General features: G+C 62.0%; 27 protein-coding genes and 1 pseudogene. 9 read left to right on the forward strand and 19 right to left on the reverse strand.

From position 1 onward, the window contains the following. From R4P64_RS00625 to R4P64_RS00635, 3 genes are read right to left on the reverse strand one after another with little or no spacing between them, the layout of a single operon-like run. Window positions 1-1932 carry a fumarate reductase/succinate dehydrogenase flavoprotein subunit gene (locus R4P64_RS00625; protein WP_172937011.1) on the reverse strand — a complete coding sequence of 644 codons (1932 nt, stop codon included), beginning with the start codon at window positions 1930-1932 and terminating at the stop codon, window positions 1-3. 25 nt (window positions 1933-1957) lie between these two features. After that, the gene (locus R4P64_RS00630; protein WP_033233404.1) at window positions 1958-2776 is read right to left on the reverse strand and encodes a hypothetical protein; all 819 of its coding nucleotides are present in this window, start codon (window positions 2774-2776) and stop codon (window positions 1958-1960) included. Beyond that, window positions 2773-3060 carry a hypothetical protein gene (locus tag R4P64_RS00635; RefSeq protein ID WP_033233405.1) on the reverse strand — a complete coding sequence of 96 codons (288 nt, stop codon included), beginning with the start codon at window positions 3058-3060 and terminating at the stop codon, window positions 2773-2775. The genes R4P64_RS00630 and R4P64_RS00635 overlap by 4 nt, the downstream gene beginning before the upstream one ends. Window positions 3061-3257: 197 nt before the next feature. Between R4P64_RS00635 and R4P64_RS00640 the strand changes: the two are divergent. After that, window positions 3258-5482: pseudogene (locus R4P64_RS00640) on the forward strand (MMPL family transporter). Here R4P64_RS00640 and R4P64_RS00645 read toward each other — a convergent pair. The 4 genes from R4P64_RS00645 to R4P64_RS00660 are packed head-to-tail and all read right to left on the reverse strand — an operon-like array spanning window position 5483 to window position 7974. Further along, on the reverse strand, window positions 5483-6334 hold the full coding sequence (locus R4P64_RS00645; protein ID WP_317818875.1) for a DNA-3-methyladenine glycosylase family protein: 852 nt from the start codon (window positions 6332-6334) through the stop codon (window positions 5483-5485). Beyond that, window positions 6331-6936 (reverse strand): methylated-DNA--[protein]-cysteine S-methyltransferase, encoded by a 606-nt coding sequence (locus R4P64_RS00650; protein WP_092804218.1) that lies wholly within the window; start codon window positions 6934-6936, stop codon window positions 6331-6333. The genes R4P64_RS00645 and R4P64_RS00650 overlap by 4 nt, the downstream gene beginning before the upstream one ends. After that, window positions 6933-7430: a sigma-70 family RNA polymerase sigma factor gene (locus R4P64_RS00655; RefSeq protein WP_317544923.1), complete on the reverse strand. Its 498-nt coding sequence runs from the start codon at window positions 7428-7430 to the stop codon at window positions 6933-6935. The genes R4P64_RS00650 and R4P64_RS00655 overlap by 4 nt, the downstream gene beginning before the upstream one ends. 43 nt (window positions 7431-7473) lie before the next feature. Next, window positions 7474-7974 carry a methylated-DNA--[protein]-cysteine S-methyltransferase gene (locus R4P64_RS00660; RefSeq protein ID WP_317544922.1) on the reverse strand — a complete coding sequence of 167 codons (501 nt, stop codon included), beginning with the start codon at window positions 7972-7974 and terminating at the stop codon, window positions 7474-7476. Window positions 7975-8118: 144 nt separating this feature from the next. Between R4P64_RS00660 and R4P64_RS00665 the strand changes: the two genes are divergently transcribed. Then, the gene (locus R4P64_RS00665; RefSeq protein WP_033233835.1) at window positions 8119-8664 is read left to right on the forward strand and encodes a hypothetical protein; all 546 of its coding nucleotides are present in this window, start codon (window positions 8119-8121) and stop codon (window positions 8662-8664) included. On the opposite strand, the gene R4P64_RS00670 is transcribed toward R4P64_RS00665, so the two are convergent. The 4 genes from R4P64_RS00670 to R4P64_RS00685 all read right to left on the reverse strand — a co-directional run bounded on the left by R4P64_RS00670 (window position 8665) and on the right by R4P64_RS00685 (window position 13483). Then, window positions 8665-9402, reverse strand: coding sequence for an SDR family oxidoreductase (locus tag R4P64_RS00670; RefSeq protein ID WP_317818877.1), 738 nt, complete (start codon window positions 9400-9402; stop codon window positions 8665-8667). Then, the gene (locus R4P64_RS00675; protein WP_317818878.1) at window positions 9399-10424 is read right to left on the reverse strand and encodes a phosphotransferase family protein; all 1026 of its coding nucleotides are present in this window, start codon (window positions 10422-10424) and stop codon (window positions 9399-9401) included. The genes R4P64_RS00670 and R4P64_RS00675 overlap by 4 nt, the downstream gene beginning before the upstream one ends. Continuing rightward, the gene (locus R4P64_RS00680) at window positions 10424-11632 is read right to left on the reverse strand and encodes an acyl-CoA dehydrogenase family protein (RefSeq protein WP_045066726.1); all 1209 of its coding nucleotides are present in this window, start codon (window positions 11630-11632) and stop codon (window positions 10424-10426) included. The genes R4P64_RS00675 and R4P64_RS00680 overlap by 1 nt, the downstream gene beginning before the upstream one ends. 72 nt (window positions 11633-11704) lie before the next feature. Then, window positions 11705-13483: an ABC transporter ATP-binding protein gene (locus R4P64_RS00685; protein ID WP_317818879.1), complete on the reverse strand. Its 1779-nt coding sequence runs from the start codon at window positions 13481-13483 to the stop codon at window positions 11705-11707. A gap of 94 nt (window positions 13484-13577) precedes the next feature. On the opposite strand from R4P64_RS00685, the gene R4P64_RS00690 reads away from it, so the two are divergent. Both R4P64_RS00690 and R4P64_RS00695 read left to right on the forward strand, forming a co-directional pair. Further along, window positions 13578-14165 (forward strand): TetR/AcrR family transcriptional regulator, encoded by a 588-nt coding sequence (locus tag R4P64_RS00690; RefSeq protein WP_033233415.1) that lies wholly within the window; start codon window positions 13578-13580, stop codon window positions 14163-14165. 32 nt (window positions 14166-14197) lie between these two features. Then, window positions 14198-15019, forward strand: coding sequence for a tyrosine-protein phosphatase (locus R4P64_RS00695; protein WP_317818880.1), 822 nt, complete (start codon window positions 14198-14200; stop codon window positions 15017-15019). Here the strand turns inward: R4P64_RS00695 and R4P64_RS00700 are convergent. Beyond that, window positions 15006-15983: a DMT family transporter gene (locus tag R4P64_RS00700; protein WP_317818882.1), complete on the reverse strand. Its 978-nt coding sequence runs from the start codon at window positions 15981-15983 to the stop codon at window positions 15006-15008. The genes R4P64_RS00695 and R4P64_RS00700 overlap by 14 nt on opposite strands. A gap of 33 nt (window positions 15984-16016) precedes the next feature. Between R4P64_RS00700 and R4P64_RS00705 the strand changes: the two genes are divergently transcribed. Then, window positions 16017-16595 carry a TetR/AcrR family transcriptional regulator gene (locus R4P64_RS00705; RefSeq protein ID WP_317542891.1) on the forward strand — a complete coding sequence of 193 codons (579 nt, stop codon included), beginning with the start codon at window positions 16017-16019 and terminating at the stop codon, window positions 16593-16595. Between the two features lie 30 nt (window positions 16596-16625). Here R4P64_RS00705 and R4P64_RS00710 read toward each other — a convergent pair whose 3' ends face one another. Beyond that, window positions 16626-17252: a TetR/AcrR family transcriptional regulator gene (locus R4P64_RS00710; RefSeq protein WP_045066727.1), complete on the reverse strand. Its 627-nt coding sequence runs from the start codon at window positions 17250-17252 to the stop codon at window positions 16626-16628. Window positions 17253-17342: 90 nt separating this feature from the next. On the opposite strand from R4P64_RS00710, the gene R4P64_RS00715 reads away from it, so the two are divergent. After that, a complete protein-coding gene (locus R4P64_RS00715) occupies window positions 17343-17801 on the forward strand; it encodes an SRPBCC family protein (RefSeq protein WP_033233420.1) in 459 nt (152 codons plus the stop codon). A gap of 7 nt (window positions 17802-17808) precedes the next feature. Here R4P64_RS00715 and R4P64_RS00720 read toward each other — a convergent pair whose 3' ends face one another. The 3 genes from R4P64_RS00720 to R4P64_RS00730 all read right to left on the reverse strand — a co-directional run bounded on the left by R4P64_RS00720 (window position 17809) and on the right by R4P64_RS00730 (window position 20510). Continuing rightward, the gene (locus R4P64_RS00720) at window positions 17809-18447 is read right to left on the reverse strand and encodes a TetR/AcrR family transcriptional regulator (RefSeq protein WP_045065096.1); all 639 of its coding nucleotides are present in this window, start codon (window positions 18445-18447) and stop codon (window positions 17809-17811) included. Between the two features lie 97 nt (window positions 18448-18544). Then, entirely contained in the window at window positions 18545-19306 is a 762-nt protein-coding gene (locus R4P64_RS00725) for an SDR family NAD(P)-dependent oxidoreductase (protein WP_317818883.1), read from the reverse strand. Window positions 19307-19364: 58 nt separating this feature from the next. After that, window positions 19365-20510 (reverse strand): acyl-CoA dehydrogenase family protein, encoded by a 1146-nt coding sequence (locus R4P64_RS00730; RefSeq protein ID WP_033233424.1) that lies wholly within the window; start codon window positions 20508-20510, stop codon window positions 19365-19367. A gap of 140 nt (window positions 20511-20650) precedes the next feature. On the opposite strand from R4P64_RS00730, the gene R4P64_RS00735 reads away from it, so the two are divergent. Further along, complete coding sequence (locus R4P64_RS00735) at window positions 20651-21256, forward strand: TetR/AcrR family transcriptional regulator (RefSeq protein ID WP_092804242.1); 606 nt, start codon at window positions 20651-20653, stop codon at window positions 21254-21256. Here the strand turns inward: R4P64_RS00735 and R4P64_RS00740 are convergent, their stop codons facing one another. Further along, on the reverse strand, window positions 21257-22498 hold the full coding sequence (locus tag R4P64_RS00740) for an RNA polymerase sigma factor (RefSeq protein ID WP_317818884.1): 1242 nt from the start codon (window positions 22496-22498) through the stop codon (window positions 21257-21259). A gap of 6 nt (window positions 22499-22504) precedes the next feature. Next, complete coding sequence (locus tag R4P64_RS00745) at window positions 22505-22849, reverse strand: YciI family protein (protein WP_033233427.1); 345 nt, start codon at window positions 22847-22849, stop codon at window positions 22505-22507. 141 nt (window positions 22850-22990) lie between these two features. Between R4P64_RS00745 and R4P64_RS00750 the strand changes: the two genes are divergently transcribed. Both R4P64_RS00750 and R4P64_RS00755 read left to right on the forward strand, forming a co-directional pair. Then, complete coding sequence (locus R4P64_RS00750; RefSeq protein WP_045065112.1) at window positions 22991-23467, forward strand: DUF309 domain-containing protein; 477 nt, start codon at window positions 22991-22993, stop codon at window positions 23465-23467. Beyond that, entirely contained in the window at window positions 23467-24105 is a 639-nt protein-coding gene (locus tag R4P64_RS00755; RefSeq protein WP_033233429.1) for an LON peptidase substrate-binding domain-containing protein, read from the forward strand. The genes R4P64_RS00750 and R4P64_RS00755 overlap by 1 nt, the downstream gene beginning before the upstream one ends. A 6-nt stretch (window positions 24106-24111) precedes the next feature. Here R4P64_RS00755 and R4P64_RS00760 read toward each other — a convergent pair whose 3' ends face one another. Next, entirely contained in the window at window positions 24112-24927 is an 816-nt protein-coding gene (locus tag R4P64_RS00760; protein WP_045065134.1) for a mycofactocin-coupled SDR family oxidoreductase, read from the reverse strand. Between the last annotated feature and the right edge of the window lie 38 nt (window positions 24928-24965).

Below are 24965 nucleotides of genomic sequence, written 5' to 3' on the forward strand. Positions count from 1 at the left end.
TCAGGTTTTCCTTCCCGGATGGCCGGCAAGTTCGGCGTCCGTGTAGTACTTCGCCAACTCGTCGATGTCGAAGAGCGCCAAAAGGTCCGGTCGCATCGGCGATTGCGGCTCGGAGGTGACCTGCACGTCGGGAACAACAACATCCGCTCGCCCGGCGACCGCTGCATCCACAGCGCACACCAGCAGGGTGTTGCGCCACTGCGCAGCCATCGCCGGGTGATCGCCGCGAGTATGTCCGCCCCGGCTCTCGGTGCGCAGCAGCGCGGCTTTCGCGACACATTCGCTGACCAGCACCATGTTTCGCAGATCCACAGCCAGATGCCATCCCGGATTGAACTGCCGATGCCCCTCCACCACAACCGAATCGATCCGTCGTTTGATGTCGTCGAGCGTGCGCAGCGCGCGGTCGACTTCCTCAGCGGTGCGGATGATGCCGACCAAGTCGTTCATCGTCTGCTGCAGTTCGGTGTGCAGGGTGTACGGGTTCTCGAGGGCACCGGCGTCACCCTGAGGTTCGAACGGCGAGAGCAACATCCGTGACGCGGCATCCACGTCGCCGTCCGCCACGACGGGCCGAGCAGGCAGCGACTTCACATAAGTCGCGGCGCCGAGGCCGGCTCGTCTACCGAACACGAGCAAATCCGACAGCGAATTTCCGCCCAGCCGGTTGGACCCGTGCATTCCGCCGGAGCACTCCCCCGCCGCGAACAACCCCGGTACGTTCGACGAACCGGAGTCTGGGTCGACCTCGATCCCGCCCATCACGTAGTGGCAGGTCGGACCAACTTCCATTTGCTCTTTTGTGATGTCGACGTCCGCGAGTTCCTTGAACTGGTGATACATCGACGGCAACCGGCGCTTGATTTCCTCGGCCGGCATTCGCGACGCGATGTCGAGGTACACACCGCCATGCGGGGTTTCGCGTCCCTCCTTCACCTCCGTGTTGATGGCACGAGCCACCTCGTCGCGGGGTAGCAGATCGGGGGTGCGCCTGTTGTTCTCCTGATCCTCGTACCACCGATCGGCTTCTTCTGCCGTCTCGGCGTACTGGCCCTTGAACACCGGCGGGATGTAGGAAAACATGAAGCGGTCGCCCTCGGAGTTCTTGAGCACACCACCGTCACCGCGTACGCCCTCCGTCACGAGAATGCCTTTGACGCTCGGCGGCCACACCATGCCCGTCGGGTGAAACTGAACGAACTCCATGTTGATCAAGTTGGCGCCCGCGCGAAGTGCCAGCGCGTGTCCGTCCCCGGTGTACTCCCACGAATTGGATGTGACCTTGAACGACTTGCCAATTCCGCCGGTAGCCATCACCACGGCCGGTGCTTCGAACAGCACGCACCGTCCACTCTCACGCCAGTATCCGAAGGCACCGGAAATACGGTCGCCGTCCTTCGTCAGTTCCGAGATGGTGCATTCCGCAAAGATCTTGACGCGTGCCTCGTAGTCTCCGGTGGCCGCGAAGTCTTCCTGCTGAAGCGAGACAATCTTCTGCTGCATCGTCCGAATGATCTCGAGACCTGTTCGGTCACCGACGTGAGCGAGCCGCGGATACGTGTGACCACCGAAGTTGCGTTGACTGATTCGCCCGTCCGGCGTCCGATCGAACAGTGCGCCATAGGTTTCGAGTTCCCACACTCGATCCGGCGCCTCACGCGCGTGCAGCTCCGCCATCCGCCAGTTGTTGAGGAACTTCCCACCGCGCATCGTGTCCTGGAAATGCGTCTGCCAGGTGTCCTTCTCGTTGGCGTTGCCCATCGCGGCAGCGCACCCACCCTCCGCCATGACGGTGTGAGCCTTGCCGAACAGCGACTTACAGACCACGGCAACAGAGAGTCCTTGCTCTCTGGCCTCGATCACCGCGCGTAGTCCGGCTCCGCCAGCTCCGATCACCACGACGTCGTAGGTGTGCCGTTCGACTTCGGTCATTCACTCTCCCTGAAGAATTGGGTGGTCAATTGATCAGACGTAGGTCGTCGATCGTCCCGCTGGCCACGAGCATGATGTAGAAATCGGTGATCATGAGTGTGCCGAGCGTGGTCCACGCCAGCTGCATGTGCCGCGTGTTGAGTTTGCTCACCTGCGTCCACAACCAGTAGCGGATCGGATGTTTCGAAAAATGGGTGAGCCGTCCACCCGTGACGTGACGACACGAATGGCACGACACCGTGTAGGCCCACAGCAAGCACACGTTGCCGACGAGGATCAGCGTGCCGAGACCCATCCCGAAGCCACCGTCCGCTCCGTGGAAAGCCCGAATCGCGTCGTAGGTATTGATGATCGACACAACAACAGCGACGTAGAAGAAGTACCGATGCGAGTTCTGGATGATCAGCGGAAGTCGTGTTTCACCCGAGTACGCGCGATGTGGTTCTGCGACCGCACAGGCAGGCGGCGACAGCCACACAGACCGGTAATAGGCCTTGCGATAGTAGTAGCAGGTCAGCCGGAATCCGAGAAGGAACGGCAGCACCAGGAACCCGAGCGGAATCCACATCGGCAATTCACCGATCGGTGTGCCGAAATCGCTGGAACCCGGCGCACACGAGTCGCTCAGGCACGGAGAGTAGAACGGTGTCAGGTAGTGATAGTCCGCGACCCAGTACGCGCTGCGGACGAACGACCGGATCGTCGCGTAGACCAGGAAGACGGACAATCCCAGTACGGTCAGTAGCGGCGCTCGCCACCACCGGTCCGTTCTCAGCGTGCGTGCCGCAATGCGAGCACGCGAAGAAGCACCGACCCCACTCGAATCGATCGGTGGTGCACTCATCCGTCGTGCTCGGTCGGGTGGCCGCCGATACCCTCGTCATCGGCGCCCTGCCACATCGACGCGTCGTACGGTGTGTCGGGCACGGGGATTCGTTCAGCCTGTTCGTGATGGGTCAGGTGCGGCGGCGATGCGTCAAGATCGCCGGAGTCGATCTCGAGCCGCTCCAGATCATTGACCAACCGGCGGACCTGCGGCACGTCGCCGTACAAGGACCGCAGCGAACCGACACAGTGACGGAGATGGTCGATGGTGCGCTCGAGTTCGAGCATTTCGGTGGTTGACATAAATCTCTCCAACCGATCGGTAGAAGTGGTGACTCATATCGGCTTCGACAACCGGGTCGCTGTACCTCCTGCGCGTGAAAGTTGTGTTCCTCGCATCAGCGGGTACCCCAATTGCGGTAGTTCCACCCGGCTTGCTCGCGTGTTCTACTGAAAATGTTGTTTTATCGGTGACGGCCTCATGTGCCCCCAGGAGAACGATGACCAAACTGGATTCCACTGACGCGGAAAAGAACGACGGCAGAGCGATCAGAGCCTTTCGCCTGCCGATCTTCACGGTGATCGCATTGGCGATCTTCGCCTTTGTCGCGGGCGGTTTCGGCGGTTCGTTCCAGAGCAAACTCGCGGAGGTTCAGAAGAACGACAACTCGTCGTATCTTCCGAGTTCGGCAGAGTCCACCGTCGTCGCAAATGAATCCGCGAAATTCCTTCCGGTGGAGACCATTCCTGGTTTTGTCGTATTCCATCGGGATTCCGCGCTGACCGATGCGGACAAAGCTGCTGTCGAATCTGCACGTCAAGCCATTTCCCGAGTACCCGGCGTCGATGCCGACGGGATGCAGCCAACTCAATTCTCCGCCGACGGCACCATTGCATCCATTTTCGTTCCGCTGATCGCCAAGGACGACGGCGCCGCGGTGTCCGGTGAGGAGCTGGCGGCAACCGAACAGAAAGTCCTCGACGCGGCCGAGCAGGCTGCCGGCGACATGGAAGTACTACCGGCAGGTCCTGGCGGGCTCCTGGTGGCCTTCATCGACGCTTTTGCCGGCTTGGACAGTGCGCTCCTCGGCGCCGCCTTACTCGTTGTCATCCTGATTCTTCTAGTGGTCTACAGATCGCCGGTGCTGTGGTCTTCCCGCTGTTCTCGGCGCTCCTGGCAATCGGCTTGTCGTCGATGGTGATCTACTTCCTCGCGAAGGCCGAGATCCTGACCTTGACCGGTCAATCTCAAGGAATCTTGTTCGTACTCGTGATCGGTGCGGGCACAGACTATGCGCTGCTGCTCATTTCGCGTTACCGCGAAGAACTTCACAGCTACCCCAATCGATTCGACGCGATGATACGAGCGTGGCGTGAATCAGCGCCCGCGATCACAGCATCGGCTGTCACTGTCGTTCTCGGACTGCTCTGCCTGACCTTCTCGCAGTTGAACTCCAACAAGAGCCTCGGCCCGGTGGCCGCGATCGGGATTGCCTGCACGTATCTGGTGATGATGACGTTCATGCCCGTCGCACTGGCGGTGGTCGGCCGCTGGGTGTTCTGGCCCCGAACTCCACGCGTCGATCACGCCGCAGATCTTGCGACGCACGGCATGTGGGGCAAGATCGCGACAACTGTCGGCAACAGGGATCGCTCGCTGTGGATCGGCGCGTCGATCCTGCTCATCGTGTTGTTCGCGGCCGGAATCGGAAGCCTGAAAACCGATGGGCTGACCGCGGCCCAGAACTTCACCAACACTCCGGACGCCGTTGTCGGGCAAGAACTCTACGATTCCGCGTTCGACCCGGGAGCCGGTGCCCCGGCCGTCATCACTGCGAACGCGGATCAGTCCGATGCGGTCATCAAAGCGGCAAGCGCTGTCGAGGGTATATCCCAGGACGCCGGGTCTGTATGCACGCAAGTCGACGTGGCGAAGGTCAGCGAATTGATCAAGACCAATCCAGCGGCCGTCGCCCAGGCAGCCGCCGCCGGCTGTGCCCCACCAGGCTTCACTGCCCCACCGATCAACGGTCGAACCATGATCAACGCGATGCTTGTCGATTCATACGACTCGCCACAGGCACTCGAGACGATCAAACGCCTCCGGACCGCTGTACACGCAGTTCCAGGCGCCGACGCTCTTGTGGGCGGCAGCACCGCAACCACACTCGACGTTCAAGCAGCGTCGGTGCGCGACCGCAATCTCATCATCCCCATCGTGCTTGCGGTTATCTTCGTTGTTCTTGCGCTACTGCTTCGCGCGCTGGTCATTCCCGTAATTCTGATTGCAACGGTGGTCCTTTCGTTTGCGGCCACCTTGGGCGTCAGCGGCTTCTTCTTCACTCACGTCTTCGGTTTTGCAGGCGCAGACCAGTCGTTCCCGCTCTACGCGTTTGTCTTCCTCGTAGCGCTGGGCATCGACTACAACATCTTCCTGATGACCCGTGTTCGCGAGGAAACCGGTGAATTCGGCACTCGCGCAGGTGTATTGCGCGGACTTGCCGTCACCGGCGGCGTCATCACCTCGGCCGGGATCGTGTTGGCGGCAACGTTTGCCGTCCTGGGAATTCTTCCACTGGTCTTCCTGGCCGAGATCGGTTTTGCCGTTGCGTTCGGCGTGCTGTTGGACACGATCATCGTGCGCAGCGTCCTGGTTCCCGCTCTGTCCCATGACATCGGCAAGAAAATCTGGTGGCCATCTAGCCTGGCGACCTCGAAAGACTGACTAGAGAAAAGCTTCTTTCGTCCACAGATGAAACAACGCGTAAGCGCGCCACGGTCGCCATTGCTCCGACAATGCCGCAGCTTCCTTGCCGGACGATACACCCAACGCGCGTTTGAGAACCAGATCATCCGGCACAAACGCGTCCCGATCTCCGAGGATCCTCACGGTGAGATAGTCGGCAGTCCACGGCCCGATTCCTGGCAGAGCTAGAAGATCAGCACGAAATCGCACTGGGTCGGCATCCCAGCCGAGATCAAGATACTCGACAGCGGCAATCGCCAAGGTGTGCACCGTTCGTGCACGCGCACTGGTCAATCCGACAGCTTTCTGTATCGCGTCCGGGGAACTGGCCGCTACAGACTCCGCCGATGGGAAGGCCGAGAACTCGTGATTCACAGGTAGTCCGAACGCTCCGACAATCCGTCCGCCAAATGTTCGCGCCGCCCCCAGCGAAACCTGCTGCCCCAGAACAGCCAGCACCGCAGTCTCGAAACCGTCGACGCTACCGAGCACACGTAAACCTGGCCGGGCCGAGATCAGCGGAGCCAGCGTCTTGTCCGACGCCAGCACCGCCTCCCACACACGATGATCGCCGTCGAGATCGAGCCACCGCCGTACAACCGACTCGAGCTGAGCGGCGTCCGTGTCCCTGTCCGCGCTCACCGACACACAATCGTCGTGCCATGACACCGACACGATCACGGGACCGGTCGGCAACGGCACGACGCGCACATGAACCCCGTCGTCGTGACGTTCCAATCCGGCTACCGCATGGGCCTTCAACGCGCCGATCAACGGCTCCGTCGCATACGGCGGCATGAACGGAAGAGTCAGCGTCGCAGCCTTGTTCATTGCCGCGATTCCAGGTCCAGCAGTACGGCCTTGAGCTCCGGGCCGCCCGCGTACTGGCCCAGGCTTCCGTCACTTCGGACAACTCTGTGACATGGCACCACCAACGGCAATGGATTCTTCGCACACGCCGTGCCCACCGCCCGCACTGCACGCGGGCTACCCGACGCCGCGGCGACCGTCGAATAGCTTGCGGTGTGGCCGTATTCGATCTCCGGAAGGTGGCGCAGCACTTCACGCCGAAATCCCTTTGCCAGCTGGAAATCCAAATCCAGGTCGAATTCCCTTCGGGCGCCGGCAAAGTACTCGTCCAGCTCCCGGGCAACGGCGTCGAGCCTGCGCGGATGATGCAGGACACGAGGACTGACAGTATCGGCCAGCCGTCCAAGCACGACGTCGTGCCCCTCGACGGCAAACGCCACCCGCACCAATCCGACGTCCGTTGCAGCGAGGAGCAATTTCCCGATCGGCGAATCAACGATCCGATAGGCAACATCGATCAACTGCGCCGCCGCAGCGGCATCAGCCAGCCGTGAGTGCAGTCGCGCCAGCGCTTCCGGGTCGGACGCGGGGAGTGCGCCGAACACATCAGCTTCGGTAGTCATGATCGGCTCCCTTCCGGAATGGTGTTGGGTAAGTATGTTTTTCGCAGGGACGCAATACCGTCGGAGCCGGCCTTCCTCGCGGCGGACGGAGTACTGCCCAGAATCTCGGCGATCTCCGCGTACGGCAGCCCGCCCAGGAAGTGGTACGCCACCGACGCTCGCTGCTTGAACGGCAGTTGTTCGAGTGCATCCCAGAGTTCGTGATTCCAGGTTCCCGGAAGGCCGATACGCGTCGGCAATTCCGGAAGGTCGTCGGTGGGAATCGCGACGCGCGCTCGTACTCGCACGATGTCGATGGCTTTGCGGTGCGCAATGGTCACGAGCCATGCCTCGACATTCGCGCCGGGATCCAGGTCCGGATAGGCACGCATTGCCGCCAGGAAGGTCTCGGACCACGCGTCCTCCGCATCGACCGGACCGACCACAGCGCGGCACACCCGAAGCACCACCGCCCCGTGCTCTGTCACGACGTTCTCGAATGGTTTCAGTGCCACGATCGGTAAACGCTCGCATCACGAGTTATGTGAGTTCGTTCCATCAGAACAGCACGTCCGAGACTCCGCCGGACTCTTGCTCGAGCAGAAAGCGCTTGCGGTCGAGACCGCCCGCAAAGCCCGTCAGGCTCCCGTCACTACCGACCACGCGATGGCAGGGCACGATGATGCTGATCGGATTCTTACCGTTCGCCGCCGCGACAGCACGAATCGCCAGAGGGTTGCCAAGGGTTTGCGCGAGGTCCATATAGGACCACGTCTGCCCGTAGGGAATTGTCCGCAGCGCATCCCACACTCGTTGCTGAAACTCCGTGCCCGACGGATCCAACGGCAACGAGAACTCGGTTCGCTCTCCGGAAAAATACTCGTCCAACTGTTCCCGGACAGCACCGAAATTCGCGGGTGAACTCTCCCCGAAGGTCGACTCGTTCGGCTTGTGACGATGCTCTGCCATGTAGAGACCGCACAAGCCGTTTGCCGTCGCGACCAGTGTCAACGGCCCGATCGGCGACTCGATCACTGTGTGGGTACGGTTAACCGCCATGTCTCGATCCTTCCAGGTATCGAGTAGCGACGGCCAAGATGTGGGAACGCCAGCGCCTGAGCTACTCATATCTCGAAGACGCCCCGACTCACAGGAATGTGAGAAATGCCTGCACTTCCGACCATTATCAGGCAGTATCGAGTGATGGCTCTAGTTTTGCCGGGACGTTCCAGCCTGGTCCACTCCGTCAGCGATGTGGTGCACTGGTCGCTGTCGACGGTCGCTTTCGCGCTCACGCTCCCTGCCCGCCTCGAGGCGCTGTTGGTGAGCGTCGAGAGACTGGTTGCGCGAATCAGCCAGATAGCCGAGAACGCAGACCGCGTCGTAGTCGGCGCAGCTTCCGTCACTGTTCGCGCCGAGACGTTGATCGAAGCCGTCGAGCAAACATCGGACATCGCGCAGCAACTTCTCGAGCTGTACGAACCCATCGCAGTTCAACTGGCTCCGTTAGCTGCCAGGTTTGCGGATGATCTCAGCGAATCCGAAGTCACTGCCGCCATCACGCTGATCGACAAGCTCCCGGAACTCACCGAGCGGGTCACTGCCGTCCTGCCGATTCTCGCCACCTTGGACTCGGTCTCCCCCGAAGTCCACGAACTCCTGGGGGTCGTGAAAGACCTGAAACAGGCGATCGTCGGTGTTCCCGGGTTCCACTTCTTCCGCAAGCGTGGCGAGAATCGGCCGGGTTGATCAGGCCCCGTAGCCGTCGGTCCCGGCTCGGGTCATCACGATCTTGGGGACCACTGCCCTGGCGGACAAACGTAGCAACCCGTCGACCAGTTCGACGATGTCGTCGACTTTGATCATCGATTCCGGCGTAATCCGATCGTGCGTCCACGCCGACATGTCGGTGTCGACGTATCCCGGAGCAATTGCCGTGCCGCTGATGCCGTTTCCCGATTCTTCGGCGTTGAGCGCCTCGATCATCGAAATCAACGCTGCTTTGGTCGCACCGTAAACACCCAAGCCGCTTTCGGCGTACACCCCGGCAATTGATGCCAGCGCAACAACCTTTGCTCCGCCACTCGGATGTGCATCCGCTGCCAGGCGCAGGAACGGCAACGACGCCTGAAGCAGGGCCAAGGGCGTCCGCAGATTCACTGCGAGCGTCTTGTCGAAGCGCCTCATGGGGTAGTCCGCGATGCGCCCGCTGGTTCCCACACCCGCATTGAGAATGAGTGCACGCATCGAACCGAATCGATCACCGTGAGCGGCAACCAATTCCGTCGCAAAGCTCTCGTCTGCCATGTCACCGGCCAGCACCAGAACGTCGGGCGAACCGGCACGACGCAGTTCCTCGGCAACTGCGTCGAGTGTCTCACTGTCTCGCGCCGTGATGGTCAATCCGTATCCGAGCGTCGCGAGACGCGTCGCAATGCCCAGCCCGATGCCTTTGGACGCGCCGGTGACGAGCGCCGACGCACTCACGCGAACTTCCCGTTCAACGCGTTCAGCCCCGCCGAGATCAGTTCGGGTACCGCAGTTCCCGCACTCTCGAAACCACCACCGACTGTCGCACCGGCCCGGAAACGATGATCGATCCCCTGAGCGACAACGGCCAGCTTGAAGAATCCGAGTGCCATGTAGAAGTTCCAGTTGCCGAGATCCCGACCCGAGACGCGCGAATAGCTTTGGGCCAGATCGACAACAGACGGCAATGACGAACTGGTCCAGGCTGCCGGCTCCCCGAGAACCAGGTCCAACGCGGAATGGCGATACACGCACATCATAGCGATATCGGCCAAAGGGTCACCGAGAGTAGACAGTTCCCAGTCCACCACGGCCGCGACCTTCGTGACATCGTCGGCAGCGAGGATCGTGTTGTCGATCCGGTAGTCACCGTGAACGATCGACGACTCGGATTTCGCCGGAATAAGTTCCGCGAGAGCAGAAGCCAAGCGGTCGACGTCCGCAGAATCCTCGACCTTCACCCGCGACCACTGACCGGCCCACAATTTCACCTGCCGCGCGACGTACCCGTCGGGACGCCCCAATTCTCCGAGGCCGACGGCGTTGTAGTCGACATCGTGCAGCGCCGCAAGTACGCGCACCAATTCATCGACGCAGGCCGTGACCTGTTCTGCCGGAAGAGCATCCAGTTCCGACTTCGTCCGGATCACCTGACCTTCGATGAACTCGACGACCGTGAACGTCGCACCCATCACCGACGAGTCCTCGCACAGGGCGACGGTGGGAGCCACCGGCACCGCAGTGTTCTGCAGTGCCGACGTGATGCGGAATTCCCGCGCCACATCATGGGCCGACGGCGTCAATCCCGCAGTCGGAGGGCGGCGCACAATCCAACTGGATGTGTCGTCGTAGATCCCGTAGGTGAGGTTGGACTTGCCACCGGAGATCAGTTTCGCACGCAGATCGCCGGTCACCGCGACGTCCGAGTCGAGCAGGTACTTCCGCAGGGCAACCAGGTCGAGACCGGGAAACTCAGTCATCACGCCCCGTCTCGAGCAGCTCGACGTGCCGCGCCCACAACGCGCTTCGCGATTGCCCACCGATGAACCTCGGACGGTCCGTCGTACACGCGGAACGGGCGGACCTCGCGGGACAGGCGTGCGAGAGGCAAGTCGTCGGACACACCGATACCACCGCACATCTGGATGGACCGATCGACGATACGGAAGATCGCCTCCGCTGCATACGTTTTTGCGATCGACGTGGAGTTGCTTGCATGGCCACCCTGATCGAGCTCCCAGCACGCCTGAACCAGCAGCGCGCGAGTGGCCGCGATGTCGATTTCGTTGTCCGCGATCATCTTCTGGATCATCCCGAGGTCACCGAGCTTGGAACCGAATCCTTCACGCTCCGCCACCCGGGCCACGGCGATGTCGTGCCCACGACGCGCGGCGCCCAGCCAGCGCATCACGTGTGTCATGCGGGCAGGGCCGAGACGTACCTGTGCGTAGGCGAAGCCCTGGTCGACCTCGCCCAGAACAGCCTCGTCGGGGACAAAGAGATCTTCGAAAGTGACCTCGCAGTGGCCACCGATCATGGACTTGTCGAGGGTTCCGATATGACGACCGACGATCAATCCCGGGGACTCTGCCGGCGCGAGAAACATTGTGGCACCGCCACGTTGGCCGGGTTCACCCGACGTGCGCGCCATGATGATGAAGAAGCCTGCGCCGTCAGCGCCGGTGATGAACCACTTCTTGCCGTTGATCTTCCAGCCACCCGGAGCCTTCTCGGCGCGGGTATTGAGGGCCGACGGATCGGATCCGGCGCCGGGCGCCGGTTCTGTCATCGCAAAAGCCGAACGCTTGTCACCACGGGCGAGCGGAGCGAGGAACTGTTCCTTCTGCGCCGCGTTTGCCACGTGGGCCAGCATGTGGACGTTGCCCTCGTCCGGGGCGGCGATGTTCAGTGCGGTCGGACCGAACAGTGAGTAGCCGGCCTCCTCGAATACCGGCGCACGATCACTCATGTTGAGACCGTGCCCGCCGTATTCGATCGGCGCATGGGGAGCGAAGACGCCTGCAGCCTTTGCCGCGGTCTGCATCTCGATGCGAGTTGCGTCGCCGCCTGCAACGGCAATGTCGCCGCCATGCTTGTCCTCGATCGGGAGAACGACATCCCGAGTGAAGGCGCGCGTCTTCTCGATCAGCGCGGTCACCTCCGGCGCATACGTCAGATCGATTGCCACCATCCACCTCCAAGTAAGACCGACCGAGCGATCGTTCGGTACCAGCACTCTCGCACATGCCGACTCACCGGGTCAACAATCTTCGAGCAATGCCTCCGAATGATCGAGCCGACCGGCAACCACCATGTCCCGGTACAGCTCATCTTTGTTCATCAGCTCGTCGTGGTTGCCGATGTTGCGAATCCGGCCGGCTTCCATGACCACGATCCAGTCGGCGTCGCGCACGGTCGAGAGTCGATGAGCGATCGTCACCACAGCCCCGGTGCGCGCACGTTCGTTGATCGCATCGACTATCGCGGCCTCGGTGAGAGTGTCGACCTGGGCAGTGGCTTCGTCGAGCAGGAGCAACGCACTCGGCCGCAGAACTGCACGTGCCATCGCGATCCGCTGACGTTGTCCGCCGGACAGCGACGTGGCGGTCAGAGCGGTGTCGAGTCCGTTCGGCAGGGCCTCGATCGCGTCGTCGAGCCGGAGCAGACGTAGTACTGCCTGCACCTCGTCATCGGTCGCGTCGGGATGACTGAAGACCACGTTCTCTCGGATCGTTCCCGGCACCACCGGCGTCTCCTGCTCGACATACGCCAGGCTTTCGCGCACTGCTCGGTGATCGAGCGCGTTGTATCCGACTCCGCGCAGAAGAACCTCACCGGCTCCTGGTTCGACAAATCGCAGCACGGTCGAGAGCAACGTGGTCTTTCCTGCACCCGACGGTCCGACGATCGCCATATGTCCCCGCTGCGGGATGACCAGCGAGACGTCGCTCAGCGCTGGCTCGGTCGAGCCGTGGTAGCTGACCGTGACGTTGCGCAATTCGATCAACGGCGCGACCGGGTCGGTTTTCTGGACAACTCCCAAGGCAACGTCATGCGTCTCCGTAGGCATCGACTGCATCTCTCGAATCCTGATGGCTGCCGCGATTCCCGACTGAACAGAGGTGACGTTCTGCGCAAGCTCCGAGACCGGACCCATCAGCGTGAAGGCGTAGAGCAGAAAAGCGATGAGTGTGGAGACTGCCATTTCACCGTCGGCGACGCGCCAGGCACCGAACCCCAAGATGGCAATGATCGACCCTTGAATGGCGGTCCACGCGACAGTCCATGCGGTCGCGGATACTCGAACCGCTGTGACTGCATGCTTTTTTGCATCGGCCGCATTGTTCGTCACGAGAGCGCCGACTCGATCCTCCGCGAGTGACACCTTGACCGTCCGGATTGCTCGCAAACCACCTTCGAGAACTCCACCGAGCTTGCCGAGCGATTCCTGGGTTCGAGCCTCCGCTGCGGAAATCCGGGGCATCAGAACGGCAAAGAGGATGGAGGCGAACACGATTGCCACCATGGTCACGCCCAGCAACGGCAGATCGAGAACACCCATCAAGACAATCGTTCCGATGGTCAGGGCGGCGGCATTGAGAATGTTCACCGCGGCTGACGACGCGGCCTCACGCAACAGCAAGGTGTCCGACGTGACTCGGGTGACCAACTCGCCCACCGACCGCGATTGCAACGACGGCACGGTCGCGGCCAGGAACCGTCGGACCAGCGAGGACCTGGCGTCGAACACGACCTTCTCGGCGGCAGTGCCGAGCACGATCCATTGAGCGCAGCCGAGCACTGCGCCCACCACGAGAAGGACGACCAGTGTCAGGATCGGCCCTTGCAGCGAAGCGCCGGTGTCGAGCGTATCGAGAACCCACTTGGTGACCATCGGCGTCGCCAGCGTCGCCGCTGAGCCACACAGGGCCAAGACCAACCCGAGCAGGAGCGACGGCAGGTGCGGGCGAGCGAACTCGGCAAGAACGCGGAGATTGCTCCATTTCGGCGTGGGTTTGCGAGCGTCAGATTCGAGCATAAATTTATGGAACACGAATGTTCCAAAAAGGGCAAGGGAATTCCGATACGGAAAGACTGGATACCGAAACCGGACACGGCTACGCTTCGAATTCGTGACAACGATCCACAGCGCACCAGAACAAAGCGCAACCCGCGAGCGCACTCGCAAGGCAATCCTCGATGCCGCCATTTCAGTGTTCGCGTCCAAACCCGCCGCGACGCTCAGCGAAATCGCATCGGCCGCAAAAGTCGGCCGGACCACCCTGCACCGCTACTTTCCCGAACGGTCAGACCTGGTCGAGGCCGTCGCGTCAGAGGCCACCCACGCCGTCGACAAAGCTGGCGCAGCGGCGAGACTCGGTGATGGCACCGGTGCCGAAGCACTGGTTCGCCTGTGCCACGAGTACTTCGAACTGGCCGACCTTCTGACGGTCCTGTTCTTCACACCCGGTGTGTATCAAGAAGATTCCTTTGCCGAATCCGCATCCAACGACAGCGGAGTCAGCGACGCCATCGAACGTGGACACTCCGACGGTTCCATCGATCCCGACATGAGTTCGGACTGGGTACAGAACCTGCTGTGGTCGCTGCTCTACACATCCATGGACTACGTCAATCGTGGCGCAGGCACCCGACTGCAAGCGTTGGATCTGACGGTTCGCAGTCTCCGTCGCGGAATTACGCCCGATCCCGCGGGCTAGGCCGTCACCGCCCGAACCCAAAGGAGTCAGCCATGCCAACTCACCCGCTCGATCGTCGCGTTCTCCTGAAAACCGCCCCGAACTTCCGCGACCTCGGCGGCATTGCCGTTGCAGGTGGCACCGTCCGTCCAGGCGCGCTCTACCGTTCGGCGACGCTCGCGAAACTCGACGGCGACGACGTTGCCGCAGTCGCCCGCTTGGACATTCGGACTGTGTACGACCTGAGGACCGCCGCCGAGCGCGACGGCGCACTCGACAATCTCCCCGACTCGACACGGACGGTCTGGCTCGACGTACTCGCCGACAATGCCCAGAACGCCGCAGCCACCGGACTACTCATGACGGACCCGGCCGCGTACGCCGAAACGATCAGCGGCGGGCGTGGGATCGCGCAGATGGAGGAAGCGAACCGCAACTTCGTCACCCTGCCATCCGCGCTCGACGCCTACCGCACGTTCTACCTCGACCTCATCGACGAAAAACGCACCGGGGCAGCACTTTTCCACTGCACCACCGGCAAGGATCGCACCGGATGGGCCGCAACCTCCTTCCTGCTCCTCCTCGGCGCCGACGAAGCCGATGTACGCGCCGACTACCTGCAGACGAACACCGATCTGGCACCCATGACGGAACCGATACTCGACTTCGCCGCAAGCAAAGGCGTCGACGCCGAACTGCTCCGGCCCCTCCTCGGCGTCCGTGACAGCTACTTCGACGCCGCGCTCGACGAGATGCGCGCACACTTCGGCACCGTCGAGGACTACGCACTCAACGGACTCAAGCTCACCGCAGAGCAACTCACCGCGCTCCGCGAGCGGTTCACATCCCGATCGGGCTTTATCAGCGCGACGTGACCGGGGCCCTGACCGGACAGGCATCTTCGCCCTCGTCCCGCTTCTTCGGGCGATTGCCCACCCGGGTGACCACGACGACGGCGAGGATGCCCACCGCCAAGCCGAGCGCGGTGTACGGAGTGAAGGATTCCCCGAACATCAGCGCACCCCAGACCGCGGTGACGGGAGCGATCAAGAACATCAACGTATTGACGGACGTAATGCCGACCCGACGGAGCAACAACCAGTACAGGCCGTAACCACCGAAGGTGGACAGCACGATCAACCAGAGCAATGCGATCCAGAATGTGTTGACACTCGGCGGTACGGCATTTCCGGAAGCGACCGCTAGAGCCGTGAAAACTATTGCGCTGGTTGAGCAGTGGATAGCCAGAGCCTGCAGTGGCGGCGTGGACGTGGGAGCACGTTGTTCGACGAAGGTGGATGCGACCAGGCAGAGCATCCCCAGGAACGGGATCGCGTACGACCACCACGGCGCCGCTGTACCGGCTCCGGCGTCGGCGGCGGTGACCATCGCGACGCCGCCCAGCCCGATCACCAACCCGACCCACTGTGTGCGCGGCACTGCGACACCGAGGACCGGGCCGAGCAGCGCGGCTGCCACCAGCGGCTGAATACCGTCGATCAGTGCAGTTGTTCCGGTGTTCACGCCGAGATCGACTGCCCAGTACACAGACAACAGGTATCCGCTCTGGGAGAGCATCCCGATCACCACCTGCCTGCCGAGAGTCCGCGGGGCCGGCATCGTGTTCAGGCGCCGGGCGGACAACCAGACAATCGGGACGAGTACTGCGGCGAGCGGGAGGAACCGCCACATCAGCACCGTGGGGATCTCGGCGCTGCCCGCGCCGAGTTTGGCTCCGATAAATCCCGAACTCCAGCACGCGACGAACAAGACCGACAAGGTAGCCGTCACGGCAGATCTCGGGATCGCGATCCGAGGTATACCGATCTGTTTACTCATACCTCGACTATACAGATCGGTATACTTTTGGCCATGGCAGAGGAATCCGTACCCGAGTTGACTCCGAAAGCGCGTCGCATCCTGGAGTCGGCGTCGAAGTTGTTCTACGAACAGGGGATTCACGCCGTAGGTGTGGATACCGTCGCACTGGACGCCGGGGTCACGAAGAAGACTCTGTACGAGCGGTTCGGCTCGAAGGACGGTCTCGTCGTGGAATATCTGAAGGACCGAGATCGGCGGTGGCGAGCCTTTCGCGACAAGAAGCTGGCATCAGCCGGAGACACTCGCGCCGAACAGTTGAGTGCGGTGTTCGATGCTTCCGCCTCCTGGTCCAAGGCGAGCGGAGGCAAGGGGTGCAGCATGATCAACGCGCACGCCGAGTTCAGTGATCGCTCACATCAGGTGTTCGCTGTTATCGCCGAACAGAAGCAAGAAATGATGAATCTCTTTCGGCGCATTCTGGCGACAGAAGGGCAGGCCGACCAACGCCTCGTCGAGTCCCTCATGCTGCTTCACGAAGGTGCCCTCGTCGCAGACGGGATCGGCATAGGCACCGACCCCTTCGGCGTCGGCCGGGACGCGGCCCTCGAATTGCTGAAGAACTCCAGGTGATCGCCGAAGTCCCGCAGCATCAACCAAACATCACATCCCAACCCGCTTCGCCCCCACCGTGCACCTCGCAATCCCCAAATACCGCTCCACCAACTCCTCCGGCGACAATTCACCATCCGGCCGATACCACTGCGCCACCGCCACACACATCGTCACGACGGCCCGACTCGCGTCCACTGGATACTCGGCGTCGAATTCACCCGCTCGAACTCCGTCGAGAATGATCCGGTCGACCTGCTTCTGCTGTTCGTCACGTTGAGCGATGTAGCTAGCCCGACCCTCCGGTTCCATACTCCGAAGCTCCGAAGACGCGATGAACGACTGCTCCCGTCGAAACATGTGGAACCGCAACAGTGATTCGATCACCGCGTCGAAGCGATCCGACGGATCTGGGCCGGCTTCGATCTCGGCGGCGCGACTGCGTTCGAGCAACTCGCCCATCACCACCGTGGTCAAGCCGACGAGCAAGGCCTGCTTCGACGGATAGTGGTGGTACAGACCTGGCACCGAGAGCCCCGCTCGCGCTGCGATGTCCCGAATCGATGCCCCGTGGTACCCCTGCTCGACAAACGCTTCCAGTGCCGCCGCGAGAGGCTTGGACAGACCCAGGTCTTCGTAGTGTCGCCAGGATTCGGGCATAGCAGGCTCGTTTGTCATAACCGTTACCGTAGATCCACTTGCGCCGACACCGAACATGTCACCGTCATTGGTTACAGTCGATGTCCACCGATAAACAAGGGACCAGTCATGATCCACGTTCGCCATTCCGCGGTTGCCGCCGTACCCGTTGACGTCGCGTTTGCCTACATAGACGACTACCGGAATGTCGTGAACTGGATGTACGGCGTCTCCGAGTTCTACCCAGACGGCGAGTTCGATCAAGGTCTGGGCGCAACATTCGACGCCGCAATCCAAATTGGTCCGAGCACCGTGCGCTCGAAGCTCGAAATCACCGAGTGGGAGAAAGACCGCATCATCACACTCTCATCACTGGGAGATGTCGCCAATTCGTCTACCTGGGAATTCACGCGGGTAGACGACACCAAAACCGAGTTGGCGGTCGATTTTGCCTACAAGCTGCCCGACGGTCTGGCCGGCAAAGCGCTGGGCCTCGTAGTGGGTCCGTTCATCGAGAACGCGGTCCGCAACAGTGAGGAAACTCTGCGCCAGAATCTCGAAGCGGAGTTCGCACGCGGAACCCGCTGAGCCGCTGCTACCGCTGCAATCGGAGCGCGTTGGCCCAAATCTGGGTAGCGGTCTTGACCACTTCTTCGAAGGGCACCGGCTTGCCGTCTGAGCCCGGTTCCTCAGACACGAACACGCTGTAGGCGAAGCGGCTCACCATCGACGAGAGTGCCCGCGACGCCAACAACGGATCCAGCGACGTGTCGGCCTTCCCTTCCGTCTGCAACCGCTCGATGGCTTTTGCATTGCGCGTGATGAAGGTTGCACCACGATCGCGTCGTAGTTTCGCGAAGGCCGGATCGATCTGTGCCACCTGCTCGAGCAGACCCATCAATTTGGCATTGCGTTGGAAGGCAATCAGGTACGCGCGGTTGCTCGACTCGAGCACAGCGTAAGGGTTGTCCGCGTCGCGGACGCGACCCATGCCGGGGTGCAGCATGTCTTCCTGCGCGACTTCGAGGACAGCGGCAAAGATCTGCTCTTTGTTGTCGAAGTACGTGTAGAACGTGCCCGTGGAGCAGTTCGCTTCCTTCGTGATGTCGGTCAGCCGGGCGTCGAGGTACCCCGCTCGCTCGAACACCGTCCGGGCTGCCGCAACCAGAGAAGCCCTGGTCCGGACCCCGCGCGCCGTCACCGGGAGGTCACGTAAAAGCTCCGTTGCAGCCATGGACGGCGGCGGACGGTCTTCCCAGTTCTCCGAGGGGTCGGCGTTTGAAGTCACCTGCTACTTATACGGCAAACGGGATGACCTCCCGTCATCGACGTCAGGTGATCGTGATCCCGCCGTCGACGGCAATGGTCTGGCCGGTGACGTATCCGCCGGCCGGGGAGGCCAGCCACACCATGGTTGCCGCGAGTTCTTCCGGATCTCCCATTCGACCCATGATCAAGCGGGGAGCCATCGATTCGAGGTAGCCGTCGTTGTATTGGTCGGTCATTTCCGACTTGAAGAATCCCGGCGCGATGGCATTGACACGGATGCCCTTGCGGGTTCCCCACTGCTGAGCCAGGTCGCGGGTCAATCCGACGATGCCGGCTTTGCTGGCTGCGTAGGCAGCCTGCGGCAGTCCCGCCGTGGTCAACCCGAGAATGCTGGAGATATTGACGATGGAACTGCCCGGCAGCATCACTCGACCGCACGCCTGCGCAGCCCAGTACGAACCGTTGAGATTGATGTCGATGACGGAACGAAACTCGTCGGGAGTTTCACGGGTTGCCGGAACCGCGGTTCCGACGCCGGCGTTGTTGACGAGTACGTCCACGCGACCGAACTTCTCCATAGCTGCGTCGACCATGTGCTGGGCCTGGGCCGGATCGACAATGTCGGTGGCCACACACAACGCTTCACGGCCTGCATCACGCACGAGCTTGGCGGTGTCTTCGAGCTTGTCGACGCGCCTGGCTGCCAGCACGACGTCGGCTCCCGCCTCAGCTGCGGCTCTTGCAAATGCCACCCCGAGACCCGACGACGCACCGGTCACGATGACAACTCGATCTGTCAGAGAGAACTTGTCGAGAACAGACATACGCGGTGATGCTCCTGTGGTCGAAGGGCTCGGGAGGAAATAGCGCTTGCGGTCGAAACTACAGGCCGAGGTCGCGGCCGATGAGTTCCTTCATGATTTCGTTGGATCCGGCCCAGATCTTGGTGACGCGAGCGTCCATCCAGGCGCGAGCAGCCCGGTACTCGGTCATATAGCCGTAGCCACCGTGCAGTTGGACGCAGTGATCGAGGACCTCGTTCTGTACCTGCGCGGTCCACCACTTTGCCTTGGCTGCGTCGATGGCGGTCAGCTCGCCGGCCGCATGGGCGGCGACGCAGTTGTCGACGTAAGCCTGGGTGACCTCGACGCGGGTCACCAAATCTGCGAGCAGGAATTTGTTCCACTGCAGCGAGCCGATGGGCTGACCGAAAGCCTTGCGGTCCTTGGCATATTGCAGCGTCTCCTCGAGAATCGGAGCAGCGTGCGCAATGTTGGACACTGCAGCGCCGACGCGTTCCTGCGGCAGCATTTCCATCATGTGGATGAAGCCGCGGTCGATCTCGCCGATGATGTTGGTGGACGGCACGCGAACGTTCTCGAAGAACAGTTCCGCGGTGTCGGACTCGTGCTGGCCGACCTTGTCGAGCTTGCGTCCGCGCTCGAAACCGTCCATGCCGGTTTCGACGGCAAAGAGGGTGATGCCCTTGGACTTCTTCTCGGGGCTGGTGCGGGCTGCGACGATCACGAGATCAGCGTTGTAGCCGTTGGTGATGAAGGTCTTGGAGCCGTTGATGATCCAGTCGTCGCCGTCCTTGACCGCCGTGGTCTTGAGCGAGGCGAGGTCGGATCCGCCGGAGGGCTCGGTCATGCCGATTGCGGTCAGCATTTCGCCGGTGCAGAACTTGGGCAGCCAACGCTGCTTCTGCTCTTCGGTGGTGAGCTGAACGAGGTAGGGAGCAACAACGTCGGCGTGGATGCCGAAACTCGAAGCAACCGCTGCACTTGCGCGCGAGAGTTCTTCTGCCAGCACCGCGTTGAAGCGGTAGTCACCGGCTTCGCTTCCGCCGTACGCCTCCGGGACCTCGAGACCGAGGAAGCCGTTGCGTCCCGCTTCGAGCCAGATCTCGCGGTCGATGAAGCGCTGATCGATCAGCTTCTCTGCGACCGGAAGGATGTTCCGGTTGACGAATTCGCGAGCCGATTCGCGAAACGCCTCGTGATCGGGTCCGTACAGAGTGCGACGCATGAGGAGTTGCTTCCTTTCGGTGCGGCGTTCCCGCACGTGACGACCAATCTAAGCGCATGCTTAGAATCTAAGCACTTGCTTATAGTGGTTCGAGAGCGCGATATTGTCAACATCCGACATCCGTGACACCTGGAGGAACTGTGAGCGATTCACCTGACGTGGTGATCAGCCCCTCCAAAGCTGCAGCCCGCATCCGTGCTGCCGCCGTCGACGCGTTTGCCTCCGCCGGGTACGGCGGCACCACTACCCGTGACATCGCCGCGCGCCTCGACATGAGTCCCGCCGCCATGTATCCGCACTACCGCTCGAAAGAAGAGCTGCTTTTCGCGATCAGCTACGAAGGCCACACCGAAGCGTTGAAGGTTGTCGAGAGCGCTGACCGACCGGGTGAAGAACCGGCGGTTCGCCTGCGTGAACTGGTCGGCACCTTCGCCAGTTGGCAGGCCGGGCACCATTCACTCGCGCGCGTCGTCCAATACGAACTCACCGCACTCACCCCCGAGCACTACCGGACTGTCGTCGCCCTTCGCCGCAGCACGACGCGAGTGGTCAGGGAAGTCGTCAACGCCGGAGTGCAGTCTGGCGATTTCACGATCCCCGACGCAGAAGGTGTCACGCTCGCACTGATGTCCCTGTGCGTCGACGTGTGCCGCTGGTTCCCTGCCGGCAACTACACGGATCCGGAAGATATCGGAAAGCTGTACGGAGACTTGGCCTTACGGATGGTCGGCGCGAGCGCGAAGTAGCTACTCCACTATCTCCCCGAGACGACGCTCCAAGTAGGCCCGCTCCGGTTCGGTACCAACCAGTTTCAGAGCTCGCCGGTACGCGGATTCTGCAGCATCGATGCGGCCCAATCGCGCCAGGAGTTCGCCTCGCGCGAGGTGGTACGGGTGATAGTCGGCAAGTTTGGGCTCCGCGGACAGCTCATCCAGAGCAATCAATCCCGCCTCATCGCCGTCGCGCATCGCCAGTGCCACTGCTCGGTTGACTGCGACGACGGGCGAAGGCGTCAGCGTGAGGAGTACTCCGTACAGCGCGCAGATCTGCGGCCAGTCGGTGCTCTCCACATCCGCTGCCTCGTCGTGCAACGCCGCGATTGCGGCCTGCACTCCGTACGGACCAGGCGCTCCCCCGGTCAACGCGACCACGACGAGGTCGCTGCCTTCCTCGATCATCGGCTGGTCCCAGCACCCGCGATCTTGATCGTCGAGGAGCACGATCCCGCCACCGGTGTCGGTGCGGGCATCCCGACGCGCGTGGACGAGAAGCATCAGCGCAAGCAATCCGGCAATCTCGCGCTCATCGGGAAGCAATGCGCGCAAGATCCTCGCCAGCCTGATCGCCTCTACGGCCAAGTCGATTCGTTGCAGATCCGGACCCGAGCTGGCGGCGTACCCCTCGGTGAACACCGAATAGATCACCTGCAGAACACCAGGAAGACGCTCCGGGAGTTCTTCGGCGCTGGGAGTTCGGAAGGGAATCCGAGCCTGACGGATCTTCTTCTTCGCGCGCACTATCCGCTGCGCCATCGTCGCCGAAGGTACGAGGAAGGCGCGAGCAACTTCAGGCGTCGTCAACCCGCCGAGGCAACGCAAGGTGAGGGCGATCCGGTCATCTTCCGCGAGTGCGGGATGTGAGCAGGTGAAGAACAGCTGCAACCGCTCGTCGGGAAGTTCCCCGTCGACCACAGGCGGCGCCGGGTCGGCACGATCGGCGTCCACCTGCATCACGGCCAATCGCGCCGCATAGGCCTGATCACGCCGAAGCCGGTCGACGGCTTTGCGACGCGCCGTGGTCAGCAGCCACGCGCCGGGTTTTGCGGGCACTCCGTCCACCGGCCAATGCACCAACGCGGCCTCGACGGCTTCGGAGGTGACCTCCTCGGCAAGATCCAGGTCACCGAAACGGCGGACGAGCGAGGCCAAGAGTCGTCCACGTTCCTCCCGGAACACGGACTCGACCGAGTTCTCAGCCTGCTCGTCCACGGCGAATCAGTCCCCGAACCCGGCCAGCGGACGCACCTCGACGCTGCCACCGTCACGGGCGCCGGGGCATCGAGCAGCCCAGGCCAGGGCGGCATCGAGGTCGGGAACGTCGATGACGTCGTAGCCGCCGAGGATCTCGCGGGTTTCGGCAAACGGCCCGTCGGTGACGGTCTTTTCCCCGGACGGCGAGACCCGAACCGTCGTCGTGGTGGTCAGGTCGGCGAGGGCATCGCCGGACACCCAGATGCCGGCGTCCTTCATTTCCTTGTCGTAGATCTCCCAGTCCTCCATCGTGCACTGAGGTTCGGTGTCTCCGCCGGGTGCGGTGTAGATGAGCAACATGTACTTCATGGCTGAACTCCCTGGTCTGTTGTTTCTCTTCCGGCTTTCTTGCCTTACAACATGACGACGAACGGTTCTTCCTCAAATCGACAGACGACGCGAAAAAACTTTTGGCAGGCACTCCGACGAGCTGCCGCTAGGCTGAAGTTTATGTCCGAACGCGACCGTGATGTCGGCGGAAAGCCACTCAACGCACGCCCGCGCGACGGTCTCGGGCGCCCTCTGCCTCGCGATTCCGCTGACGGTGTTCCCCGAATTCCGGACGACGTGCGTCTGCCGCCGGACGAGGCGATCACCGAGGCACAACGCCTCCTCGATCACGGCATGCCGTTTCACGCACACGAGATTCTCGAAGGAACGTGGAAAAACGCACCCGCCGAGGAACGCGACCTGTGGCAGGGAATGGCCCAACTTGCCGTCGGGCTCACGCACTTGCTGCGCGGCAACACCACCGGCGCGGTATCGCTGCTGACCCAGGGGCACGATCGGATCAGGCACTACGAGATCGAAAGTCCCCACGACCTCGACATTGCAGGTTTACTGACATGGTCCGAGCATCTGATCGCAGAGATCGATCGTCCCGGAGATTTCCCCGCCCCTCCGATTCCGAGGTTGAGAATTCCCTGATGCCTATCTTCCCGATGTTCCCGCTCGGCTCCGCGTTGCTTCCGGGTGAATTGCTGCCGCTCAACATCTTCGAGCCCCGGTACCGGGCGCTGGTCGAGAACGTTCTCGCGGCCGCTGACGGTCCACTGTTCGGAGTTGTCCTCATCGCTCGAGGTCACGAGGTGGGCGGAGGGGAATCACGCCACGATGTCGGCACACTGGCACGCATAGAATCCCATGTCGAGATGGGTGCCGGGCGGTATCAGTTGTACTGCCGGACGGAAGACCGAATTCGCGTCAAACAGTGGCTACCGGATGATCCTTATCCGCTTGCGGAGGTTGAATTGTGGCCGGACGAGAACAACGGAACACCGGTCACCGCCTACGAATACGACTCTTTGCTCGAGCGCATCGAGTTCATGTACGGAATGTTGGGAAAGCTTGCGCTGCGGGCCGGGGAACAGACTCCACGAATGCCTGCCCCACCGTCTGCATTGGATCCGTTGGGTTCGCGGCTGTACGCCCTGGCCCGCAGCATTCCGATGGGCGACGCCGACCGCCTGGCGATATTGACCGCGCCAGGCGCCGACGAACGTATCCGCACACTGTCCGAAGCAGTCGAAAACACCATCGAGGTGGCGCAGTTCAATCTGCTCTGAGTGCGATTACGCCATGGTCTGACCCATATCGATGACGATCTTCGTTCCGGTGACTGCGCGGGAGAGATCTGTCGCGAGGTAGACCACCGCATTGGAGATGTCCTCGACCGTCGTGCGCGGAACGGAGGTGAGGGGCCACTTGTAGGAATTCATGTACTCGGGATGCGTTGTGAGCACCTTGCCGACGTTGGGATCGTTGCCCATCTCGGTCTCCACCGCGCCGGGGTGAATGCTGTTGACTCGAATGTCGAAGCTACCCAATTCCGTTGCTGCAGTGCGGGCCAAGCCCACGAGGCCGTGCTTGGCCGCCGAGTAGTGCGCACAACCGGGCGCTTCGGCGACGCCGGCAGCGCTGCTGACAAGCACAATGGAACCACCGTTGCCGGCCTCGATCATCGCGGGAACCGCAGCAGCCATCGTGCGCCAGACACCATTGAGATTGATGTCCACCAGCGTCGACCACTGCTCTTCCGGCATCTCCCAGAACCGGTTCCACGTTGCGATACCGGCATTCGCGATCACGACGTCGAGGCGACCGAACTTCTCGACGCCTGACGCCACTGCCGCGCGCAGAGCCTCGAGGTCACGCACATCCGCTACTGCGGTGACGATCTCGCGCCCCTCGGCTCGAACGAGGCGCGCCGTCTCTTCGAGGTCGGCCTCGGTTGCAGCTGCGTAGCCCACATCCTCGGAGACGGACGCGCACACGTCGACGGCGATGACGTCGGCACCTTCCTGAGCGAGTCGAATCGCATGATTGCGGCCCTGACCCCGCGCTGCTCCGGTAATGAAAACGACCTTGCCTGCCAACAGTTGTGTCATTCCACGGACGGTAATGCGACTGCGACTGGGCGAGGTCG

The sequence above is a fragment of the Rhodococcus sp. IEGM 1366 genome (genome assembly GCF_033142425.1).
Taxonomy (GTDB): domain Bacteria; phylum Actinomycetota; class Actinomycetes; order Mycobacteriales; family Mycobacteriaceae; genus Rhodococcus_F; species Rhodococcus_F globerula.

What these genes read in the sequence shown, in the direction of transcription:
- R4P64_RS00745 (WP_033233427.1), bottom strand. Translation starts at nt 22,849, where the DNA reads ATGAAGTACATGTTGCTCATCTACACCGCACCCGGCGGAGACACCGAA.
- R4P64_RS00695 (WP_317818880.1), top strand. Translation starts at nt 14,198, where the DNA reads ATGCCAACTCACCCGCTCGATCGTCGCGTTCTCCTGAAAACCGCCCCG.
- R4P64_RS00700 (WP_317818882.1), bottom strand. Translation starts at nt 15,983, where the DNA reads ATGAGTAAACAGATCGGTATACCTCGGATCGCGATCCCGAGATCTGCC.
- R4P64_RS00630 (WP_033233404.1), bottom strand. Translation starts at nt 2,776, where the DNA reads ATGAGTGCACCACCGATCGATTCGAGTGGGGTCGGTGCTTCTTCGCGT.
- R4P64_RS00715 (WP_033233420.1), top strand. Translation starts at nt 17,343, where the DNA reads ATGATCCACGTTCGCCATTCCGCGGTTGCCGCCGTACCCGTTGACGTC.
- R4P64_RS00755 (WP_033233429.1), top strand. Translation starts at nt 23,467, where the DNA reads ATGCCTATCTTCCCGATGTTCCCGCTCGGCTCCGCGTTGCTTCCGGGT.
- R4P64_RS00650 (WP_092804218.1), bottom strand. Translation starts at nt 6,936, where the DNA reads ATGACTACCGAAGCTGATGTGTTCGGCGCACTCCCCGCGTCCGACCCG.
- R4P64_RS00660 (WP_317544922.1), bottom strand. Translation starts at nt 7,974, where the DNA reads ATGGCGGTTAACCGTACCCACACAGTGATCGAGTCGCCGATCGGGCCG.
- R4P64_RS00710 (WP_045066727.1), bottom strand. Translation starts at nt 17,252, where the DNA reads ATGACAAACGAGCCTGCTATGCCCGAATCCTGGCGACACTACGAAGAC.
- R4P64_RS00750 (WP_045065112.1), top strand. Translation starts at nt 22,991, where the DNA reads ATGTCCGAACGCGACCGTGATGTCGGCGGAAAGCCACTCAACGCACGC.
- R4P64_RS00675 (WP_317818878.1), bottom strand. Translation starts at nt 10,424, where the DNA reads ATGACTGAGTTTCCCGGTCTCGACCTGGTTGCCCTGCGGAAGTACCTG.
- R4P64_RS00720 (WP_045065096.1), bottom strand. Translation starts at nt 18,447, where the DNA reads ATGGCTGCAACGGAGCTTTTACGTGACCTCCCGGTGACGGCGCGCGGG.
- R4P64_RS00730 (WP_033233424.1), bottom strand. Translation starts at nt 20,510, where the DNA reads ATGCGTCGCACTCTGTACGGACCCGATCACGAGGCGTTTCGCGAATCG.
- R4P64_RS00760 (WP_045065134.1), bottom strand. Translation starts at nt 24,927, where the DNA reads ATGACACAACTGTTGGCAGGCAAGGTCGTTTTCATTACCGGAGCAGCG.
- R4P64_RS00635 (WP_033233405.1), bottom strand. Translation starts at nt 3,060, where the DNA reads ATGTCAACCACCGAAATGCTCGAACTCGAGCGCACCATCGACCATCTC.
- R4P64_RS00725 (WP_317818883.1), bottom strand. Translation starts at nt 19,306, where the DNA reads ATGTCTGTTCTCGACAAGTTCTCTCTGACAGATCGAGTTGTCATCGTG.
- R4P64_RS00665 (WP_033233835.1), top strand. Translation starts at nt 8,119, where the DNA reads ATGGCTCTAGTTTTGCCGGGACGTTCCAGCCTGGTCCACTCCGTCAGC.
- R4P64_RS00625 (WP_172937011.1), bottom strand. Translation starts at nt 1,932, where the DNA reads ATGACCGAAGTCGAACGGCACACCTACGACGTCGTGGTGATCGGAGCT.
- R4P64_RS00645 (WP_317818875.1), bottom strand. Translation starts at nt 6,334, where the DNA reads ATGAACAAGGCTGCGACGCTGACTCTTCCGTTCATGCCGCCGTATGCG.
- R4P64_RS00705 (WP_317542891.1), top strand. Translation starts at nt 16,017, where the DNA reads ATGGCAGAGGAATCCGTACCCGAGTTGACTCCGAAAGCGCGTCGCATC.
- R4P64_RS00685 (WP_317818879.1), bottom strand. Translation starts at nt 13,483, where the DNA reads ATGCTCGAATCTGACGCTCGCAAACCCACGCCGAAATGGAGCAATCTC.